18 protein-coding genes and 2 rRNA genes are annotated in these 21,060 nt (G+C 33.6%); all 20 read left to right on the top strand.

Annotation, left to right across the window (positions count from 1 at the left end; genetic code table 11):
* Window positions 1–100 precede the first annotated feature (100 nt).
* The 20 genes from E0D94_RS13580 to E0D94_RS13485 all read left to right on the top strand — a co-directional run bounded on the left by E0D94_RS13580 (window position 101) and on the right by E0D94_RS13485 (window position 21,060).
* Window positions 101–1,780, top strand: coding sequence for an acyl-CoA mutase large subunit family protein (locus tag E0D94_RS13580; RefSeq protein WP_130808073.1), 1,680 nt, complete (start codon window positions 101–103; stop codon window positions 1,778–1,780).
* Window positions 1,781–1,803: 23 nt separating this feature from the next.
* Window positions 1,804–2,199: a cobalamin B12-binding domain-containing protein gene (locus tag E0D94_RS13575; protein WP_130808072.1), complete on the top strand. Its 396-nt coding sequence runs from the start codon at window positions 1,804–1,806 to the stop codon at window positions 2,197–2,199.
* 13 nt (window positions 2,200–2,212) lie between these two features.
* Entirely contained in the window at window positions 2,213–3,151 is a 939-nt protein-coding gene (gene meaB, locus E0D94_RS13570; RefSeq protein WP_278044709.1) for a methylmalonyl Co-A mutase-associated GTPase MeaB, read from the top strand.
* A gap of 14 nt (window positions 3,152–3,165) precedes the next feature.
* Window positions 3,166–3,567: a methylmalonyl-CoA epimerase gene (gene mce, locus E0D94_RS13565; RefSeq protein WP_130808071.1), complete on the top strand. Its 402-nt coding sequence runs from the start codon at window positions 3,166–3,168 to the stop codon at window positions 3,565–3,567.
* A gap of 20 nt (window positions 3,568–3,587) precedes the next feature.
* Window positions 3,588–5,135, top strand: a complete 1,548-nt coding sequence (locus tag E0D94_RS13560; RefSeq protein WP_130808070.1) for an acyl-CoA carboxylase subunit beta — start codon at window positions 3,588–3,590, stop codon at window positions 5,133–5,135.
* Between the two features lie 27 nt (window positions 5,136–5,162).
* Complete coding sequence (locus E0D94_RS13555; RefSeq protein WP_130808069.1) at window positions 5,163–5,549, top strand: OadG family transporter subunit; 387 nt, start codon at window positions 5,163–5,165, stop codon at window positions 5,547–5,549.
* A 13-nt stretch (window positions 5,550–5,562) separates the two neighbouring features.
* Window positions 5,563–5,967, top strand: coding sequence for a biotin/lipoyl-containing protein (locus E0D94_RS13550; RefSeq protein WP_130808068.1), 405 nt, complete (start codon window positions 5,563–5,565; stop codon window positions 5,965–5,967).
* A 30-nt stretch (window positions 5,968–5,997) separates the two neighbouring features.
* Window positions 5,998–7,128, top strand: coding sequence for a sodium ion-translocating decarboxylase subunit beta (locus E0D94_RS13545; RefSeq protein WP_130808067.1), 1,131 nt, complete (start codon window positions 5,998–6,000; stop codon window positions 7,126–7,128).
* A 124-nt stretch (window positions 7,129–7,252) separates the two neighbouring features.
* The gene (locus E0D94_RS13540; RefSeq protein ID WP_130808066.1) at window positions 7,253–8,536 is read left to right on the top strand and encodes an ArsB/NhaD family transporter; all 1,284 of its coding nucleotides are present in this window, start codon (window positions 7,253–7,255) and stop codon (window positions 8,534–8,536) included.
* A gap of 84 nt (window positions 8,537–8,620) precedes the next feature.
* Window positions 8,621–9,808 carry a CaiB/BaiF CoA transferase family protein gene (locus E0D94_RS13535; protein ID WP_130808065.1) on the top strand — a complete coding sequence of 396 codons (1,188 nt, stop codon included), beginning with the start codon at window positions 8,621–8,623 and terminating at the stop codon, window positions 9,806–9,808.
* Between the two features lie 91 nt (window positions 9,809–9,899).
* Complete coding sequence (locus E0D94_RS13530) at window positions 9,900–10,175, top strand: YtxH domain-containing protein (RefSeq protein WP_130808064.1); 276 nt, start codon at window positions 9,900–9,902, stop codon at window positions 10,173–10,175.
* A gap of 16 nt (window positions 10,176–10,191) precedes the next feature.
* Window positions 10,192–11,175, top strand: a complete 984-nt coding sequence (locus E0D94_RS13525) for a biotin--[acetyl-CoA-carboxylase] ligase (RefSeq protein WP_130808063.1) — start codon at window positions 10,192–10,194, stop codon at window positions 11,173–11,175.
* A gap of 128 nt (window positions 11,176–11,303) precedes the next feature.
* On the top strand, window positions 11,304–12,071 hold the full coding sequence (locus E0D94_RS13520) for an ECF transporter S component (RefSeq protein ID WP_207289796.1): 768 nt from the start codon (window positions 11,304–11,306) through the stop codon (window positions 12,069–12,071).
* 14 nt (window positions 12,072–12,085) lie between these two features.
* Window positions 12,086–12,853 carry a type III pantothenate kinase gene (locus tag E0D94_RS13515; RefSeq protein WP_130808062.1) on the top strand — a complete coding sequence of 256 codons (768 nt, stop codon included), beginning with the start codon at window positions 12,086–12,088 and terminating at the stop codon, window positions 12,851–12,853.
* A 53-nt stretch (window positions 12,854–12,906) separates the two neighbouring features.
* Window positions 12,907–13,878 carry a tRNA dihydrouridine synthase DusB gene (gene dusB, locus E0D94_RS13510; protein ID WP_130808061.1) on the top strand — a complete coding sequence of 324 codons (972 nt, stop codon included), beginning with the start codon at window positions 12,907–12,909 and terminating at the stop codon, window positions 13,876–13,878.
* A 65-nt stretch (window positions 13,879–13,943) separates the two neighbouring features.
* Complete coding sequence (locus tag E0D94_RS13505; protein WP_130808060.1) at window positions 13,944–14,843, top strand: hypothetical protein; 900 nt, start codon at window positions 13,944–13,946, stop codon at window positions 14,841–14,843.
* 87 nt (window positions 14,844–14,930) lie between these two features.
* Window positions 14,931–15,410 carry a transcription elongation factor GreA gene (gene greA, locus E0D94_RS13500; RefSeq protein ID WP_130808059.1) on the top strand — a complete coding sequence of 160 codons (480 nt, stop codon included), beginning with the start codon at window positions 14,931–14,933 and terminating at the stop codon, window positions 15,408–15,410.
* Between the two features lie 19 nt (window positions 15,411–15,429).
* Window positions 15,430–16,905 carry a lysine--tRNA ligase gene (lysS, locus tag E0D94_RS13495; protein WP_130808058.1) on the top strand — a complete coding sequence of 492 codons (1,476 nt, stop codon included), beginning with the start codon at window positions 15,430–15,432 and terminating at the stop codon, window positions 16,903–16,905.
* A gap of 398 nt (window positions 16,906–17,303) precedes the next feature.
* Window positions 17,304–18,836, top strand: a 16S ribosomal RNA gene (locus E0D94_RS13490).
* A gap of 141 nt (window positions 18,837–18,977) precedes the next feature.
* Window positions 18,978–21,060 (top strand): 23S ribosomal RNA (locus tag E0D94_RS13485).
* Together the 16S and 23S rRNA genes form the textbook arrangement of a ribosomal RNA operon.

The raw sequence follows: 21,060 nt of genomic DNA, 5'->3' as shown, positions 1-21,060 counted from the left end.
ATTAATTAATATTAATATATATTTGTTGAAGGGATGTTATAAAAAATCTAGAAATAAATTATAATGATATAATAACCTTTAATTTAAAGGAGGCAAAATTGTGAAGAATGATGAAAATGTGAAAGCAGTAAAAGATTCAAGAGAAAAGTGGGAAGAGAGTACTTTAAATAAAGCTTTATCTCGTTTCCCTGAAAGAAAAGAAGAGTTTAAAAGTGGTTCAGGTCTTGAAGTAGAAAGACTTTATACTCCACTTGATATTGATGAGTTAAACTATAATGAAGATCTAGGTTTTCCTGGTCAATTTCCTTATACTAGAGGTGTTCAACCTACAATGTATAGAGGAAGATTATGGACAATGAGAATGTATGCAGGATTTGCTACAGCTGAAGAATCAAATAAAAGATATAAATATTTAGTTGAGCAAGGTTCTACTGGACTTTCTGTAGCATTTGATTTACCAACTCAAATTGGGTATGATTCTGACCATTCATTATCTCAAGGGGAAGTTGGAAAGGTTGGAGTTGCAATTGACTCACTTAAAGATATGGAGTTATTATTTGATGGCATACCTTTAGATAAAGTAAGTACATCTATGACTATAAATGCTCCGGCTGCAGTATTACTTGCTATGTATATAGCAGTAGCAGAAAAACAAGGAGTATCAGAAGATAAACTTAGAGGGACTATACAAAATGATATATTGAAAGAATATATAGCTCGTGGAACATATATTTTCCCAACAGAGCCATCTATGAGACTTATAACTAATATTTTTGAATATTGTTCAAAAAATGTGCCTAAATGGAATACAATAAGTATTTCAGGTTATCACATAAGAGAAGCAGGATCTACTGCAGCTCAAGAAGTAGGATTTACTATAGCTGATGGAATTGCATATGTTGATGCTGCTATAAAAGCAGGATTAGATGTTGATTCATTTGCACCAAGATTATCATTTTTCTTTAATGCACATAATGATTTACTTGAAGAAGTAGCCAAGTATAGAGCAGCTAGAAGGTTATGGGCAAGAATTATGAAAGAAAGATATAATGCTAAAAATCCTAAATCAATGATGCTTAAATTCCATACTCAAACAGGAGGATCAACTCTTACAGCTCAACAGCCTGAAAACAATATTGTTCGTGTTGCTATTCAAACACTTGCAGCTGTACTTGGAGGCACTCAATCACTTCATACAAATTCTAAAGATGAAGCATTGGCACTTCCTTCAGAAAAATCTGTAAGAACTGCTCTAAGAACACAGCAAATAGTTGCTCATGAAAGTGGAGTAACTGATACTATAGATCCACTTGCTGGTTCATACTTTGTAGAAGCTAAAACTGATGAAATTGAAAAGAAAGCTATGGAATATATTGAAAAGATAGATGAAATAGGTGGAGCACCAAAAGCAATTGATATGGGGTATATTCAAAAAGAAATAATGGATGCTGCATATAGATATCAAAAATCAATAGAATCAGGAGAACAAATAGTAGTAGGAATGAATAAATTCCAAGCAGAAGAAGAACCAGTGAAAGATCTACTAAAAGTAGATCCTAAAGTTGGAGAAATGCAAGTTGAAAAAATAAATAAACTTAAATCAGAAAGAAATAATGATGAAGTTGAGTCTAAATTAAAAGCTTTAAGAAATGCATGTGAATCAGATGAAAATGTTATGCCATATATAATAGATGCTGTAAAAGAATATGCTACATTAGGAGAAATATGTGGAGTAATGAGAGAAGTATTTGGAGAATATGAACAAGCAGTAATGTTATAAGAAAAAGATTAGGAGGATTTTAAATGGATAGACCTATTAGAGTATTAGTTGCTAAACCAGGATTAGATGGTCATGATAGAGGAGCAAAAGTTATTGCAAGAGCTTTAAGAGATGCAGGGATGGAAGTAATTTATACAGGACTTAGACAAACTCCAGAACAAATAGTGGCATCAGCAATACAAGAAGATGTTGATGTTGTAGCTTTAAGTATATTATCAGGTGCACATAATCATTTGTTTCCTAAGGTAGTTGAACTATTGAAAGCAGAAGATGCAGAAGATATACTTATTATTGGAGGAGGAGTTATTCCAGAAGATGATATACCAGAACTTAAAAAAGCAGGTATAGAAGAAGTATTTACACCTGGAACACCTACTACTACTACTATTGAATTTATAAAAAACAACTTAAAGAAGTAACTAAAATTAGGTGGTGCTAATATTGGATTTAGTAAAGAAATTACTTGAAGGAGATAAAAGAGCCTGTGCTAGAGCGATTACTAAAGCTGAAAATAATGAAAAAGGAGCTTTAGAAATTTTAAAAGAAATATATAAATACACAGGAAATGCTCATATTGTAGGAATTACAGGACCACCTGGTGGAGGAAAATCAACACTTACTTATAGATTGAGTAAAGAATTAAGTGATAAGGGTAAAAAAGTGGGAATCATTGCTATAGATCCCACTAGTCCTTTCACTGGTGGTTCAATATTAGGAGATAGAATAAGAATGAATAAACTATCAACTGACCCTAATGTATTTATAAGGAGTATGGGAACAAGAGGACACTTAGGTGGGCTTTCAAAAGCAACATATGCAGCTATAAAAATATTTGATGCTTTTGGATGTGACTATATTTTCATTGAAACTGTAGGCGTAGGACAATCTGAAGTTGATATAGTTAAAACAGCGGATACAGTTGTTATGGTGATGGTACCAGGACTTGGAGATGATATTCAAGCTATAAAGGCAGGTATAATGGAAATTGCAGATATTTTTGCTATAAATAAAAGTGATTTAGATGGAGCTGAGAGAACTACAGGGGAAATAAAGATGATGGTGGAAATGGATAATTCTGATAAAAAGCCACCTATATTAAATGTTATAGCAAGTCAAAATGAAGGAATAAAAGATTTAGTGAAAGAAATTATCTGTCATAAGGAGTACTTAGTATCATCTGGGGAATTAGAAGGTAAGAGAACGGAGAGACTGAGATCTGAGATAATAGATTTAGTTGAACAAGAAATTAAGTCTAGAATATTTAATGATAGAGATATATATAATCTTTTAGACAACATATTAAAAGACGTGTACAATAAAGAAGTAGATCCTTATAGTGCTAAGGATGAATTATTTAATGCTATTATTTAAAGGAGGAATGTAAAATGGTAGGTAAAGTAGATCATATAGGTATAGCTGTAAAAGATTTAGAGGAAACATTAAAATTTTATACAGATGTTTTAGGTATGGATTTACAAGGTACAGAAACTGTAGAGGAGCAAAAGGTAAAAGTTGCATTTTTACCTATAGGTGATACAGAAATGGAATTATTGGAATCTACAGATAAAGACGGTCCTATAGCAAAATATATTGAAAAAAAGGGTCAAGGTGTTCAACATATAGCTTATAGAGTAGATAATATAGAAAAAGCTATAGAAGAAATGAAAGAAAAAGGTATAAGAATGATTGATGAAAAACCAAGATATGGTGCTGGTGGAGCAAAAATAGCATTTTTACATCCAAAAAGTACTCATGGTGTATTAATAGAATTATGCCAAAGAGATTAATGTGGCTAGGAGGTTTATAAATGTCTAATAAAAGAGTAGAAGAATTACGCCAAAGAAAAGAAAATATAAGACTTGGCGGTGGAGAAAAGAGTATTGAAAAACAACATGCAAAAGGTAAAATGACTGCAAGAGAAAGAATAGAATATTTATTAGATGATGGTAGTTTTATTGAAATAGATGCATTTATTGAACATAGATGTACTAATTTTGGCATGGAAAAGAAAAAGGCTCCTGGTGAAGGTGTTGTTACAGGATATGGAACTATCAATGGAAGATTAATATATGTATTTGCTCAAGATTTCACTGTGATAGGTGGTTCACTTGGTGAAATGCATGCAGCAAAAATTTGTAAAGTACAAGAAATGGCAATTAAAGTAGGTGCTCCTTTAATTGGTATAAATGATTCTGGTGGAGCAAGAATACAAGAAGGTGTAGATGCACTTTTTGGATATGGAAATATATTCTATAACAATACTAAAGCTTCAGGTGTAATACCTCAAATATCAGTTATAATGGGTCCATGTGCAGGTGGAGCGGTATATTCTCCAGCTTTAACTGACTTTATATTTATGGTAGATAATACAAGTAAAATGTTTATAACTGGTCCACAAGTTATAAAGACAGTTACAGGAGAAGAAGTTTCAGCTGAAGAATTAGGTGGAGCTATGACACATAACAGTACTAGTGGTGTAGCACATTTTATAAATAATACAGAAGAAGAAACATTAGATAATATCAAGACATTACTTAGTTTCTTACCTTCTAATAATTTAGAAGATGCTCCAAGCTTTGATTCACAAGATGATATAAATCGTATAGAAGAAAAATTAAATGAGATAATACCAGAAAATCCAAATAAGCCTTATGATATGAAAGATATAATATCTATATTAGGAGATAATGGTGAGTTTTTAGAAGTACAACCATATTATGCACAAAATATAATGACAGGATTTATGAGACTAAATGGTAGATCAGTAGGTGTAATAGCTAATCAACCAAAAGTTTTAGCAGGATGTTTAGATATAAATGCTTCAGACAAGGCAGCAAGATTCATAAGAACTTGTGATGCATTTAACATCCCACTTCTAACTCTCGTAGATGTTCCAGGATTTTTACCAGGAACTGGACAAGAATATGGTGGAATTATAAGACATGGGGCTAAAATGTTATATGCATACTCTGAAGCTACGGTACCAAAAGTTACTGTAATATTAAGAAAAGCTTATGGTGGAGCATATATTGCAATGTGTTCAAGACATCTTAAATCAGATTTTGTACTTGCTTGGCCTAGTGCAGAAATAGCAGTAATGGGGCCAGAAGGTGCAGCAAATATAATCTTTAGAAAAGAAATAAAAAATTCAGAAGATGCTATAAAGACAAGAAGTGAAAAAATAGGTGAGTATAGAGATACTGTAGCAAATCCTTATGTGGCAGCATCTAGAGGATACATTGATGATGTAATAGAACCTCAATTAACTAGACCAAGAATAATAAATGCTTTTGATATGTTAGCAAGTAAAAGAGAAGAAATGCCAGCTAAGAAGCATGGTAATCTTCCGTTATAATACTATTAGTTAGAGAGGTGAGAGTAGATGAATTTACAAGATGGAGTTAATCTTTCAGAAGGATTAATAGTGACTCTATTTAGTATGGGTATAGTATTTCTCACGCTTATCATTATCTCTTTGATATTAGGTGGGTTTAAAGCAATATTTTATAAAGATGATTCCAAAAAGACATCTGTTAAAAAAGAAACTCCTCCTATTGGAGACAATGCAATTGCAGAGGGTACAGAAGAAATAGTTGATAATGATGAAGAAATAGTTGCAGTTATTGCAGCAGCAATAGCAGCACATACTGGAAGTAGAGTAGAGAATATAAATATAAAGAATATAAGAAGAATTCAACAAACTTCTCCAATATGGATGAAGGCGGGACGAGAAAGAGCAGTATATAATAAGATAAGTAAAATGAAATAAGGAGGATATCAATATGAAAAAATATAATATATCTGTAAATGGAAATACTTACGAGGTTGAAGTAGAAGAAGTAGGAGCAAGTTCAAGTGAGTCAAGACCTAGTCAAGTTACTACACAAGTAAAAAGACCAGAACCATCTCCAGCACCACAACCTAAAAAACAAGAAAAACCAAAAGCTTCTACACCAAAAGCTGTACCACAAGGTGCAGAGACAGTTAGCGCACCTATGCCTGGTTCAGTATTAGATATAAAAGTATCAGAAGGGGATAGTGTTTCTGAGGGAGATGTTTTATTAATACTTGAAGCTATGAAAATGGAAAATGAAATAGTAGCACCAAGAAGTGGAAAAGTTGCAGCAGTAAATACTTCTAAGGGAGCATCTGTTAATTCAGGAGACCCATTAATATCCTTAGAATAATATTACTAATAGAAAGGAAGGTAACTCTAGATGGATATTTTACTCGAATTTTGGGAGAGTACCGGCTTTGCAGCTATGACTCTTGGAGAATTTATTATGATAGGTATAGCATTAATATTTCTATATCTAGCTATTAAAAAAGGATATGAGCCTTATTTATTAATACCCATAGCATTCGGTATGTTACTTGTAAATATGCCACTTGCAGGGCTTATGGATGAAGGGGGACTTTTATATTATATTTACCAAGGAACAGAACTTGGAATTTACCCTCCTCTTATTTTTCTATGCGTAGGAGCAGGAACAGATTTTGGCCCTTTAATTGCTAATCCCAAAAGTTTATTACTTGGAGCAGCAGCACAATTTGGTATATTCTTTACATTTTTAGGAGCAATATTTTTAAACAAAATAATACCATTTGTTAGCTTTTCAGGACCAGAAGCAGCATCAGTTGCTATTATAGGAGGAGCAGATGGACCTACAGCTTTATTTTTAACATCAAAACTTGCACCAGATTTATTAGGTCCTATTGCAATAGCTGCTTATTCATATATGGCATTAGTACCTATAATACAACCACCTATAATGAAAGCACTTACAACAAAAGAGCAAAGACAAGTAAAAATGGAACAACTAAGACCTGTTTCAAAAACTGAAAAGGTATTGTTTCCTATAGTTGTAGCACTATTTACCATTCTTTTATTACCATCAGCAGCAGCTTTAATTGGTATGTTAATGTTAGGTAACTTAATAAGAGAATCAGGAGTAGTTCCAAAACTAACAGAAACAACTCAAAACTCACTTATGTACATAGTGACAATACTTCTTGGAATTACAGTTGGAGCAAAAGCTAAAGCAGAATTATTCTTAACACCTGAAACTTTAAGTATTATTGCACTAGGTCTTGTTGCTTTTTCAGTAGGAACAGCAACTGGAGTATTATTTGGACGTGTAATGTATAAATTAAGTGGAGGTAAGATAAATCCTATAATTGGAGCTGCTGGAGTATCAGCAGTACCAATGGCTGCAAGAGTTGCACAAAAAGTTGGACAAAAAGAAAATCCTTCTAACTTTTTACTAATGCACGCTATGGGACCTAATGTAGCAGGAGTAATAGGTTCAGCAGTAGCAGCAGGATTATTATTAATGTTCTTTGGTTAGATGAACATCTAAAAATTAATACATCAAGTTTCTTTTAAGGCTAGCCTTAAAAGAAACTTGATGTAAAATATTTGGAATATTCCAAATATTTTTAGTGATTTAAAATAAAAGGGGGAAGTAATTTATGAGTTTAGGTTTAGTGTCATTGTTAGTTTTAATATTAGCAATATTTATTGGATTTAAAAGAGGAGTTAATACAGGACTTGTAAGTATAGCATTTGCATATATTTTAGGCTTTTTTGTAATGACAAATATATCTACAGATCCAGGGGTAGAAAATTTAGTTGCTATGTCGTCCGCTGCTGCTAAAGGTAAACCACTTATAGCAGGATTTTCAACAAAATTATTTCTTATATTAGTAGGTATGACATTTTTATTCAGTATTGCAAGAGTTAACGGAACACTTGAATTATTAGCACGTAAATCATCTCATTTAGCTAAGGGAAATAGAAAACTTATTCCAATACTTTTCTTCTTATTTTCACTTATATTAGCAGCAGTAGGACCTGGTAATATCGCAGTTTGTGCATTAGTATTACCAATTGCTATGGCAGTAGGAAATGAAGAGAAAATCAGTTCACTACTAATGGCTGCTATGGTAATATCTGGAGCCAATGCTGGAGGTCTTTCGCCAATAGCTCCTACAGGTATAATTGGAACACAACTTGCACAGGCAGCAGGTTATGATACAAGTATGCATGTCTTTATTAATATGATAATAGCTCAAGTTATAGTTGCAGCTGTTTTATACTTTGCTTTAGGTGGATTTAAATTAAAAAAGGATATGTCAGCAGATAAAGTAAAGCCTGCTCCTTTTAATAAAATTCAGATAAATACATTAGTAGTAATAGGCTTAGTAGTAGTAGCTATAATAGGTTTTAAAGCACATATAGGTTTTTCAGCATTTGTAGGTGGAGTTATATTACTTCTTTTAAAGTCAGCAGATCAGAAGAAAACTATAGCAGCAATACCATGGGGAACATTATTACTTGTAACAGGAGTTGGTGTGCTTGTAAATGTAGTTACTATAGCAGGAGGAATAGATTATTTAACTGATGGGTTATCTACATTTATGAATTCTACGACAGCTGCTCCTATAATATCAATAATAGCTGGTCTTATGTCAGCTGTATCATCTGCTTCCGGTGTAGTTATGCCTACACTTATAACAACAGTTCCAGGGCTTGTAGAAAGGTTGAATGGTGTATCAGGACCTACACTTATTACAGCGATAATACTTGGATCACATTTTGTAACTAATTCTCCTTTATCAACACTTGGAGCACTTGCAATGGCAAATGCACCTGAAGAAGAAGATAAACAAAAATTATTTGGACAATTACTTATATTAGGATTTGGTGGAGTTCTATTTGGAGCTTTATTAATTCTTATAGGTATAGTAGGATAAGTATAAAATATGATAAAATCAAACTAGAATACTTTCACATGAAAGTATTCTAGTTTTAATATAAAAATATAAGGAGGTAAGTTTATGCCGCAATCATTAGAAGGACTTAAAGTATTAGATTTAACCAGAGTACTTGCAGGGCCATATTGTACTATGATACTTGGAGATATGGGAGCAGAAATCATAAAGATAGAAAGACCAGATATAGGTGATGACTCTAGGCATTTTGGACCTTATGAAAATGGAGAAAGTGCATATTTTATGAGTCTGAATAGAAATAAAAAAAGTATTACAATGAATTTAAAAGAAGAAAAAACAAAAGAAATGTTTATAGAAATGGTTAAACAAGCAGATATTGTAGTTGAAAATTATAGACCAGGAACAATGGAAAAATTAGGTCTTGGATATGAGAAATTAAAGGAGATTAATCCTAGATTAATATATGCAGCAGCATCTGGGTTTGGTCATACTGGACCATATAGCAAAAGACCAGCATATGATGCAATAGTTCAAGCTATGGGAGGAATAATGAGTATAACTGGACAAAAAGGTGGAAAACCTACAAGGGTAGGTCCTTCTATAGGAGATATAACTGCAGGTTTATTTACTACTATAGGAATACTTTCAGCATTAAATTATAGAAATAATACAGGTAAAGGACAAAAAGTTGATGTAGCAATGCTTGATGGTCAAGTAGCAATACTTGAAAATGCTATTGCTAGATATTTTGTAAATGGGGTTTCTCCTAGTCCTGCAGGGAATGTACACAATTCTATAGTACCATTTGAGCCATTTGATACTAAAGATGGAGAAATAATGATTGCGGCAGGAAATGATGCCTTATGGGCTAAATTATGTAGAGTTTTAGGTAGAGAAGATATGATAAATGATGAAAGATTTAAAACAAATCCTTTAAGAGGAAAAAACTATGAAGAACTTAGACCATTATTACATAAAGAATTTCTTTTAAAAACTACTGATGAGTGGAAAGATATTTTGACAAATGCAGGAGTACCTAATGGACCTATAAATAAGATTGAAGATGTGGTAAAAGATCCTCAAGTGTTATCAAGGGATATGATAGTAGAAGTAGAACATAAAAAGGCAGGGAAAACAAAAGTTCCGGGTGTACCAATTAAAATGAGTGAAACTCAAGGTGAAATTAGAACACCGGCACCATTACTTGGGGAACACAATGAAGAAGTTTTAAATGAATATTTAAATTTAAGTAAAAAAGAAGTTGAAGAATTAAGAGAAAAGGGTATGATATAAAAGCGAACATTTTTTAGTTCGCTTTTTAATATTATACTTGTATTTTAGGGTATATTAAATGATATAATAAATAAAAGGAGAGGTGAATAAAATGAGTAAAGAAAATAGCAAAGGTCTTAAAGGTATAACACTTGGGTTAATTATAGGTGCTGGAGCTGCATTATTATTGTCACCTGAAGGTGGAAAAGAAAATAGGGATAAATTAAAAAAGAATTTAATTAAAGCATCAGACAAATTAAAAGATATTGCAGAAAGTATTAAAGTTGATGAAAATACAAATTATGTTAATGTAGAAAATGAAAATATATCAAAAGATGGTAACTTATATGTGAATGAAAAACATATAGATGATATAGACTTAGATTAAAATAGTAGGAGAAAATATGAAAGCAAAAATAGTAAAGATATTAAAGCAAAATAAAAATAAGTATATTTCTGGTGAAACTATTAGTAATGAGTTAAATGTTACTAGAACATCAATTTGGAAGTATATATCTTCATTAAGAAAAGACGGATATGTTATAGATTCTGCATCTAGGAAAGGATATAAATTGATATCTTATCCGGACATATTAGATATTGAATTATTAGAAGAAAAACTTTCAACAAATCATATTGGTAAAAATATTTATTATTATGATACTGTAGACTCTACAAATATAGAGGCTAAGAATGTAGCCTTAGATGAAGATAATGGAGCTGTTATAATAGCAGAAGAGCAAACTAAAGGTAGAGGTAGACTTGGAAGAGATTGGATATCACCTAAATATAAAGGAATATGGATGTCTATAATATTAAAACCTGATATTCCACCTGAAGATGCACCAAAAATCACTCAAATAGCAGCAGCTGCAGTTTCTAAGGCGTTTGATAATATAGATATAAAAAATAAAATCAAATGGCCTAATGATATAGTTATCAATAAAAAGAAAGTATGTGGAATATTAACTGAAATGAGTGGAGAAATTGGAAGATTAAAATATATTATCATAGGAATAGGGATTAATGCTAATCTGGATGAAGAAGATTTGACTTATAATATAAAAGAGATAGCTACTTCAATTAAGATTGAAAATGGATCAATTGTTAATAGAGAAAACTTGATTGTAGATATATTAGAAAAATTTGAATATTTATATGAAGATTTTTTAGAAACTAAATCATTAAATAAAACTCTTGATATATGTTGTGAAAAATCAGCCTTATTAGGCAAAGTGGTATATTTAGTAAAAGGTGAAGAAAGGTTTAAAGTAAGAGCTTTAGATTTAGATTCAGAAGGTAGACTCATAGTAGAAGATAAATTAGGAAATAAACAAACTATAATTTCTGGTGAAATTTCTGTTAGAGGATTAGAGAATTATGTATAAATGTTCTAATATAAATGTGAAAATTTTATTTGAAAAACAATATAAAACCTGCTAAAATAGTTTTGTAGCTAGCAACCTACACATAATACGACTAGTATCTTTAAAAGAACTAGAGCGGAGGGGAAAATATGAATAATAAGAAGATGAAAAAAAAGTCAATGTCTACTCGAAAATTGACTATTATTGGTATGCTTGGTGGAATTTCCGCAATACTTGGATTAACACCCTTAGGTTTTATACCAATAGGACCAGCAAATGCTACAATAATGCATATTCCTGTTATAATTGGAGCTATAATTGAAGGGCCAATAGTGGGAGCTTTGGTAGGTTTAATTTTTGGTATGTTTAGCATAATACGAGCGATAACAGCTCCTACAGTATTATCACCATTGTTTTATAATCCTTTAGTATCTATATTACCACGTGTACTTATAGGTATAACTGCATATTATTCTTATATTTTATTTAAGAAATTAGGAAAAAAACCTTCTAGAATATTACTTGGCATAATGTGGATATCAACACTCACATATTTATCATATGATTTATATAATAATTTGATAAATGCAGATAATATTTTTACTATATCCATAATGTTTAAGGTTATTTTAATATTAATTACTGGTTTAGTAGGATATTTTTTATATAAAAAATTCAAAGAAAATGCAGTTGAAATAATAATATCTTCTACGGTAGGAACACTTACGAATACGTTAGGTGTCCTGTTTATGATATATATACTTTATGGAGAGAGGTTTGTTAAATTAACTGGTGGCGATACAGAATATGTAGGTAAAGCAATACTAGCACTTGGTGTTGCAAATGGAATACCGGAAGTTATAGTTGCAATGATAATAGTAAGTGGTGTAATAATAGGGTTAAAGAAAAAAGCTTAAGAGAAGGTGAAATATTGGTTTTAGTAATAGACGTAGGTAATACAAATACAGTACTTGGAATATATGAAGGAGAAGAACTTTTAAAATATTGGAGAATTTCTACAGATAAGAATAAAACTTCAGATGAATATGGGATGCTTATAGATAGACTTTTTAGTTATAATGGTTATAAGTTAACTGAAGTAGAATCAGTAATAATTTCTTCCGTTGTACCACCTCTCATGTATTCTTTACAAGCAATGAGCATAAAATATTGTAATAAAGAAGCCTTAGTAATAGGCCCAGGAATAAAAACAGGTATGAATATTATATATGATAATCCTAGAGAAGTAGGAGCAGATAGAATAGTAAATGCAGTTTCTGCATACAGAAAATATGGAGGGCCTGTTATCATAGTTGATTTTGGTACTGCTACTACATTTTGTGCAGTATCAGAAAATGGTGACTACTTAGGAGGAGTTATTTCTCCAGGTATAAAAATATCATCGGAAGCTTTATTTTTAAGAGCAGCTAAACTACCTAAGGTGGAACTTTCAAAACCTGAAAAAGTAATATGTAGAAACACAGTAAATAGTATGCAATCTGGTATAATATTTGGTTATGTAGGTTTAGTGGATCATTTAGTTGATAGAATGAAAAGAGAACTAAATTTGGAAAGTGCTAAAGTTATTGCTACTGGCGGATTATCAACACTTATAGCAGAAGAATCTAAAAACATAGATAAAGTTGATAAGCTTCTTACATTAGAAGGCCTAAGAATGATTCATGAGATAAATAAATAAAATAATAGCTCAGCGTAAGCTGAGTTTATTATTTTTAGATTTGAGGTGAAGATTTGAAAATAGGAAATATAGATATTAAAAATAATGTTGCACTTGCTCCTATGGCAGGAGTTACTGATTTGTCTTTTCGTTTAATATGTAAAGAACAGAATGTAGGACTTATATATACTGAAATGGTAAGTGCTAAAGGTTTATATTATAGTGATAAAAAAACAGAAGAACTTATGAAAATAAAACGAGAAGAAAGACCAGTATCTCTTCAAATATTTGGTTCAGATCCAAATATAATGGCAAAAGTAGTAAAAGAAAAATTAAATTATAAAGATGATTTTGATATATTAGATATAAATATGGGTTGTCCTACACCTAAAATAGTAAAAAATGGTGATGGTAGTGCATTAATGAAAGACCCAAAACTTATAGGTGAAATAGTTTCTGAGGTTGTAAAGGTATCAAACAAACCTGTTACTGTAAAAATAAGAAAAGGTTGGGATGACAATAATATAAATGCAGTAGAAGTTGCTAAAGTTATAGAAGATAGTGGGGCTAGTTTACTTGCTATACATGGACGAACAAGAGAAGAATTTTATTCTGGAAAAGCTGACTGGGATATTATAAAAAATGTAAAGGAAGCTATAGAAATACCTGTACTAGGTAATGGCGATATATTTTCTCCATTGGATGCTCAAAAAATGTTGCAATATACAAATTGTGATGGAGTTATGATAGGAAGAGGTGCAAGGGGAAATCCTTGGATATTTGATAGAACTGTAAAGTTATTAAGTAAAGGAATATTACCATTAGAGCCGACTAATAGAGAAAAAATAAATATGTGTATAAAACATTTAGAGTTATTAGTACATTATAAAGGTGAGCAAATTGCAGTGAAAGACATAAGAAAGCATATAGGTTGGTATACAAAAGGGATGCATAACTCTTCAGCTATACGTGGTCAATTAAATCAATTCAATAATAAAGAAAAAATAATTTATCTATTAAATGAATATATAGATTCCATAGAATAGTTGTATAAAAGCATTCATATAATACCTTAAAGATAATAATAACTTTATCATAGGAGGTGAAAGGTATGGATGTTTTTCTTTATATATTAAATAGTGATAGATATATGGAAGAATTAAAAGAACAAAAAAAATATAAGTTTGTTCCAAAATACTTATTAAAAAAGATAGATGTTTTTTCAAAGGAAAAGATTATAGAAAAATTTAAATTTAATAATAATATAGTAGGTTATAGTATAGGTTTAACTACCTTAAAAAACATATCTGAAGAAAAAACTATACAAAAGATAGAAAATTTAATAAAAAGAAATTTAATAGAAGATACTATTAGCACAATAATATTTGAAAATGGTTATAATTGTTCTATGGAAGATAAACTTATTAAAAAGAACATTTTAATAAGTAATAATAGTTCCAAAAATGTTAAATTAAAAATTATTCCACATATAATTAAAAATATGGCTAATAAATCTTATCAATTGAAACAAGATCTAGAATTGTTAATCATATATAAAGATGAAGATGAGTTGAAAAATTTAATAAGAAAAATACCATTTACAATAAAAAACATTTATATATATAGTCAAAATGAAATTAGTTCAGTTAAAGTTTCAGAAGATATATTAAAAGACACAGGTTTGTCACTAGGAATAATAAAAGATATAAAAAAAGTAAATAGGTTTGATATAATAATTAACTTTAAAGATGATACAAATTTTATAAATTGGGTAAAAGAAAAAAGTGTGATTTTTAATATATATAATAATATTTATTATAATGAAAGTAAATCTATTATAGTAGAAGACTTTATTTTTTATAGTAGTGATAATTTTAATTTTAAATCTAATATTCCATCCTCTATTTATAAATATAATCATGGGTTTAGAATGAAAGATTTTGTTAAGGTAAAAGTTAACAATGATATTGTTGATAAAGAGGAATTTTATAAGCTTGTTAATTGTTCTTGACATTATTACTAGTCTAAATTATAATATTGAACATATATGTAAAACTAATAGGGGAAATTTTAAATTAAAGAAAGTGAGAGGGATTTAATGGCACAAAATAAAAAGGTAGTATTGACAGTAGAGGGACTTAAAAAAATTGAAGCAGAATTAGAACAATTAAAAACAGTTAGACGTAAAGAAGTAGCAGAAAGAATAAAAACAGCTATAGCTTTTGGAGATTTAAGTGAGAACTCAGAATATGATGAAGCAAAAAATGAACAAGCACAAGTTGAAGAAAGAATATTTAAGCTAGAAAATATGGTTAGAAATGCAGAGATAATAGATGATGAAGATATATCTTTAGAAGTTATAAGTGTAGGCTCAAAAGTTAAGGTATTAGATATGGAATTTGATGAAGAGGTTGTTTATTCCATAGTAGGTTCAGCTGAAGCAGATCCTTATGATGGAAAAATATCAAATGAATCTCCAGTTGGAGATGCATTACTTGGAAAGGAAGTAGGAGAAGTAGTTGAAGTTCAAGTTCCGGATGGTATTATAAAATATAAGGTATTAGAAATAAGTAGATAAAATGGAGGTATCGCCTAAGATGAGTAATGAAGAAAATAACTTAAATGAATTGTTGCAGATAAGAAGAGAGAAATTAGAAAAACTGAAGGAAATGGGAAAAGATCCATTTAAAATCGAGAAATATGAACCTACTCATCATAGTAAGGATATCATAGATAATTATGATGATATTGAAGGTGAATCTGTAACTATAGCTGGAAGGATAATGGCTAAAAGAGGTCAAGGAAAAGTAGGGTTTTATGATGTTCAAGATAGCGAAGGAAGAATACAGGTATTTGCTAAGAAAAATCTCTTAGGAGAAGAAGAATATGAATTATTAAAAACATATGATATAGGAGATATAATAGGTATTGATGGAGAAGTATTTAAAACTAAGATGGGGGAAGTTTCTATTAGAGCAAAAAAAGTAGATTTGCTTTCTAAGTCTCTTCAAATTTTACCTGATAAGTGGCATGGTCTTAAAGACCCAGATTTAAGATATAGAATGAGATATACTGATTTAATAGTTAATCCCGATGTAAAAGAGACATTTGTTCTTAGATCAAAAATACTTAAAGCTGTAAAAGAATACTTAGACAATAGAGGTTATTTAGAAGTAGAAACTCCTATACTTAATACTATAGCAGGTGGTGCAGTAGCAAGACCTTTTATTACTCATCATAATACTTTAGACATTGATATGTATTTAAGGATAGCTAATGAGTTATATCTTAAAAGGTTAATTGTAGGCGGATTTGATAAAGTATATGAAATGGGAAGAATGTTCAGAAATGAAGGAATGAGTATGAAACATAACCCAGAGTATACTGCTATAGAGTTATATGAAGCATATGCAGATTATAATGATATGATGGAAATTACTGAAAATGTTGTAGCTTATGCTGCAAAAAAAGCTTTAGGAACTACTGAAATAGAATATCAAGGTAAAAAATTAGATTTAACTCCACCTTGGAAAAGATTATCTATGCAAGATGCAGTAAAAGAATACACAGGTATAGATTTTGATGAAATTAATACAGATGAAGAAGCATTAAAAATAGGTAAAGAAAAAGGAATAGAAATAAAGTCAGGTATGACTAGAGGACATATTATAAATGAGTTATTTGAAGAATATTGTGAAGAGCATTTGATTCAACCAACATTTATAACTCATCATCCTGTAGAAGTATCACCTCTTGCAAAGAGAAATCCTGAAGATCCAAGAATTACAAATAGATTTGAAGCTTTTATAAATACTTGGGAGATAGCAAATGCATTCTCTGAACTTAATGATCCAATAGATCAAAGAGAAAGATTTGAAGCTCAATTAAAACAAAGAGAAGCTGGAGACGAAGAAGCTCATATGATGGATACAGACTTCATAAATGCCTTAGAAGTAGGGTTACCTCCTACTGGTGGTCTTGGAATAGGTATAGATAGACTTATTATGATATTAACTAACAAGTCTTCTATAAGAGATGTACTACTATTCCCTACAATGAAACCAATAGAATAGATTAAATTATAATGTTTAAATACAAAATAAAACTGATATCAGTTTTATTTTGTATTTTTATGTTTAGAGATATGATGAATGGGTAAATAATAAAGTACAGCAGATAAATAAAAATTATTCTTGACAAGTATATATATCTTTGATATAGTACTAAGAGTCGTCAGGAAAGCTTGTCTTTCTAAAGAGAAAAAAGAACTTAAAAGAAAATAAAAAAAGTTCTTGACAAGTTACTTAAAACCTGATATAGTATTAAGAGTCGCTAGCAAATAGCGACAACAAATTGGTCTTTGAAAATTGAACAGTGTAGATAACAACAACTTATAAGTTGTAAAATTATAAAGCTAAATTAAGCTAACGTTTGATTCAATTTTGGGTCAAAGGAAAACAAACTTTAAATTTTTATTGAGAGTTTGATCCTGGCTCAGGACGAACGCTGGCGGCACGCCTAACACATGCAAGTCGAGCGAGAAAATTAAAATTGATTCTTCGGATGATTTTTTAATCTTTCTAGCGGCGGACGGGTGAGTAACGCGTGGGAAACCTGCCCTATACAGGAGGATAGCCTCGGGAAACCGGGATTAATACTCCATGAAACTCTAGCACCGCATGGTGCATGAGTCAAAACTCCGGTGGTATAGGATGGTCCCGCGTCCCATTAGCTAGTTGGTAAGGTAACTGCTTACCAAGGCAACGATGGGTAGCCGGCCTGAGAGGGTGATCGGCCACACTGGAACTGAGACACGGTCCAGACTCCTACGGGAGGCAGCAGTGGGGAATATTGCACAATGGGGGAAACCCTGATGCAGCGATGCCGCGTGAGCGATGAAGGTCTTCGGATCGTAAAGCTCTGTCCTTAGGGAAGAATTTTGACGGTACCTAAGGAGGAAGCCCCGGCTAACTACGTGCCAGCAGCCGCGGTAATACGTAGGGGGCGAGCGTTGTCCGGAATCACTGGGCGTAAAGGGAGCGTAGGCGGCTTTGTAAGTCAGATGTTAAAGCCATTGGCTTAACCAATGTAAGCATTTGAAACTACAAAGCTTGAGTACAGGAGAGGAGAGTGGAATTCCTAGTGGAGCGGTGAAATGCGTAGATATTAGGAGGAACACCAGTGGCGAAGGCGACTCTCTGGACTGTTACTGACGCTGAGGCTCGAAAGCGTGGGGAGCAAACAGGATTAGATACCCTGGTAGTCCACGCCGTAAACGATGAGTGCTAGGTGTTGGGGCCGACAGGTTTCAGTGCCGCAGTTAACACATTAAGCACTCCGCCTGGGGAGTACGATCGCAAGATTAAAACTCAAAGGAATTGACGGGGGCCCGCACAAGCAGCGGAGCATGTGGTTTAATTCGAAGCAACGCGAAGAACCTTACCAGGACTTGACATCCCACAGACAGCCTTAGAGATAAGGCCTTCCCTTCGGGGACTGTGGTGACAGGTGGTGCATGGTTGTCGTCAGCTCGTGTCGTGAGATGTTGGGTTAAGTCCCGCAACGAGCGCAACCCTTGCCTTTAGTTGCCAGCAGGTTATGCTGGGCACTCTAGAGGGACTGCCGGTGACAAACCGGAGGAAGGTGGGGATGACGTCAAATCATCATGCCCCTTATGTCCTGGGCTACACACGTGCTACAATGGTCGGTACAACGGGTAGCCAACCCGCAAGGGGGAGCTAATCCCAATAAGCCGATCCCAGTTCGGATTGTGGGCTGCAACTCGCCCACATGAAGTTGGAGTTGCTAGTAATCGCGGATCAGAATGTCGCGGTGAATGCGTTCCCGGGCCTTGTACACACCGCCCGTCACACCATGGGAGTTGGTAATACCCGAAGCCACCGAGCTAACCCTCGGGATGCAGGTGTCGAAGGTAGGATCAATGACTGGGGTGAAGTCGTAACAAGGTAGCCGTATCGGAAGGTGCGGCTGGATCACCTCCTTTCTAAGGAGTAATTTCTACACTGTTCATTTTTGAGAGACTAATTAATTTTAGTTTACTCTTTTGTACCTTGAAAATTACACAGAAATATATTAAAACAATTTTAGCGAAATGTAAGTCATTTGACTAATTATACATTTCACCGGTCAAGTTTTTAAGAGCATAGGGTGAATGCCTTGGCACTAGAAGCCGATGAAGGACGGGGTAAGCGCCGATACGTCTCGGGGAGCCGCAAGCAGGCTTTGATCCGGGAATTTCCGAATGGGGAAACCCACCTAAATAAACTTTAGGTATCAATTACTGAATACATAGGTAATTGAGGGAACACTGGGAGAACTGAAACATCTAAGTACCCCAAGGAAGAGAAAGAAAAATCGATTCCCTTAGTAGCGGCGAGCGAAATGGGAAAAGCCCAAACCAGTAAGGGTTTCCTTTACTGGGGTTGTGGACATTACCGTTAAGGAGAATTAATCAGTAATCGAAGGATCTGGAAAGATCCACCATAGAAGGTGAAAGTCCTGTAGATGAAACTAATTAACCTCCGGTTTTGATCCAGAGTACCACGGAACACGAGAAACTCTGTGGGAAGCAGGAGGGACCACCCTCCAAGGCTAAATACTTTCTAGTGACCGATAGCGTATAGTACCGTGAGGGAATGGTGAAAAGAACCCCGGAAGGGGAGTGAAATAGAACCTGAAACCCTATGTTTACAAGCAGTGGAAGCTCTTTTTACGAGCGACCGCGTACTTTTTGTAGAACGGGCCAACGAGTTACGATATATAGCAAGGTTAAGGACTTAAGGTCTGAAGCCGTAGGGAAACCAAGTCTTAATAGGGCGACTAAGTTATATGTCGTAGACCCGAAACCGGGTGACCTATCCATGGGCAGGATGAAGCGGAAGTAAAATTTCGTGGAGGTCCGAACCGTTTAGCGTTGAAAAGCTATCGGATGACCTGTGGATAGCGGTGAAATTCCAATCGAACCCGGAGATAGCTGGTTCTCCTCGAAATAGCTTTAGGGCTAGCCTTAAGATTAGTGACGTGGAGGTAGAGCACTGAATGGCTAAGGGGCACTTTGTGTTACTAAAGCCTATCAAACTCCGAATGCCATAGTCATATTCTTAGGAGTCAGACTGCGGGTGATAAGATTCGTAGTCGAAAGGGAAACAGCCCAGACCGTCAGCTAAGGTCCCAAAGTGTAAGTTAAGTGGAAAAGGATGTAAGACTACACAGACAACCAGGATGTTGGCTTAGAAGCAGCCATTCATTTAAAGAGTGCGTAATAGCTCACTGGTCAAGTGGTTTTGCGCCGAAAATGTCCGGGGCTCAAACTTACCACCGAAGCTACGGAACGCTTTATGCGTTGGTAGAGGAGCATTGTATATGGATTGAAGTTACACCGGAAGGAGTAGTGGACTATATACAAGAGAGAATGTTGGCATGAGTAGCGAAAGGAAGGTGAGAATCCTTCCCATCGAAAGCCCAAGGTTTCCTGAGGAAGGCTCGTCCTCTCAGGGTTAGTCGGGGCCTAAGCCGAGGCGATATGCGTAGGCGATGGATAACAGGTTGAGATTCCTGTACTACCTCTTTGCGTTTGAGAGATGGGGTGACACAGTAGGATATGTTATCACACCGTTGGTTTGGTGTGTCTAAGTAAGTAGGGAGTTTTAGTAGGCAAATCCGCTAAAACAATTCTGAGATACGAATGGGAGCGAAATTTAAGTAGCGAACTAACTGATTCCACACTGTCAAGAAAAGCCTCTATCGAGTAAAGTAGGTACCCGTACCGTAAACCGACACAGGTAGGCGAGATGAAAATTCTAAGATGAGCGAGATAACCATTGTTAAGGAACTCGGCAAAATGACCCCGTAACTTCGGGAGAAGGGGTGCCGGATAAGGTGATAAGATTTACTCTTAAAGCTTAATCCGGCCGCAGAGAATAGGCCCAAGCGACTGTTTAGCAAAAACACAGGTCTCTGCTAAGTTGAAAGACGAAGTATAGGGGCTGACACCTGCCCGGTGCTGGAAGGTTAATGGGACTGCTTAGGAGTAATCCGAAGGCATGAACTTAAGCCCCAGTGAACGGCGGCCGTAACTATAACGGTCCTAAGGTAGCGAAATTCCTTGTCGGGTAAGTTCCGACCCGCACGAAAGGTGTAACGATTTGGGCACTGTCTCAACAATGGACTCGGTGAAATTGTAGTACCAGTGAAGATGCTGGTTACCC

Origin of the sequence: Senegalia massiliensis, from assembly GCF_900626135.1 — a bacterium.
Lineage (GTDB): Bacteria > Bacillota > Clostridia > Tissierellales > SIT17 > Anaeromonas > Anaeromonas massiliensis.
Note: the sequence above shows the minus strand (reverse complement) of the source record. Positions and strands in the feature narration are given on the sequence as shown.

What these genes read in the sequence shown, in the direction of transcription:
- E0D94_RS13535 (WP_130808065.1), top strand. Translation starts at nt 8,621, where the DNA reads ATGCCGCAATCATTAGAAGGACTTAAAGTATTAGATTTAACCAGAGTA.
- E0D94_RS13505 (WP_130808060.1), top strand. Translation starts at nt 13,944, where the DNA reads ATGGATGTTTTTCTTTATATATTAAATAGTGATAGATATATGGAAGAA.
- mce (WP_130808071.1), top strand. Translation starts at nt 3,166, where the DNA reads ATGGTAGGTAAAGTAGATCATATAGGTATAGCTGTAAAAGATTTAGAG.
- E0D94_RS13550 (WP_130808068.1), top strand. Translation starts at nt 5,563, where the DNA reads ATGAAAAAATATAATATATCTGTAAATGGAAATACTTACGAGGTTGAA.
- greA (WP_130808059.1), top strand. Translation starts at nt 14,931, where the DNA reads ATGGCACAAAATAAAAAGGTAGTATTGACAGTAGAGGGACTTAAAAAA.
- lysS (WP_130808058.1), top strand. Translation starts at nt 15,430, where the DNA reads ATGAGTAATGAAGAAAATAACTTAAATGAATTGTTGCAGATAAGAAGA.
- E0D94_RS13530 (WP_130808064.1), top strand. Translation starts at nt 9,900, where the DNA reads ATGAGTAAAGAAAATAGCAAAGGTCTTAAAGGTATAACACTTGGGTTA.
- E0D94_RS13560 (WP_130808070.1), top strand. Translation starts at nt 3,588, where the DNA reads ATGTCTAATAAAAGAGTAGAAGAATTACGCCAAAGAAAAGAAAATATA.
- E0D94_RS13555 (WP_130808069.1), top strand. Translation starts at nt 5,163, where the DNA reads ATGAATTTACAAGATGGAGTTAATCTTTCAGAAGGATTAATAGTGACT.
- E0D94_RS13545 (WP_130808067.1), top strand. Translation starts at nt 5,998, where the DNA reads ATGGATATTTTACTCGAATTTTGGGAGAGTACCGGCTTTGCAGCTATG.
- E0D94_RS13525 (WP_130808063.1), top strand. Translation starts at nt 10,192, where the DNA reads ATGAAAGCAAAAATAGTAAAGATATTAAAGCAAAATAAAAATAAGTAT.
- E0D94_RS13520 (WP_207289796.1), top strand. Translation starts at nt 11,304, where the DNA reads ATGAATAATAAGAAGATGAAAAAAAAGTCAATGTCTACTCGAAAATTG.
- E0D94_RS13540 (WP_130808066.1), top strand. Translation starts at nt 7,253, where the DNA reads ATGAGTTTAGGTTTAGTGTCATTGTTAGTTTTAATATTAGCAATATTT.
- E0D94_RS13575 (WP_130808072.1), top strand. Translation starts at nt 1,804, where the DNA reads ATGGATAGACCTATTAGAGTATTAGTTGCTAAACCAGGATTAGATGGT.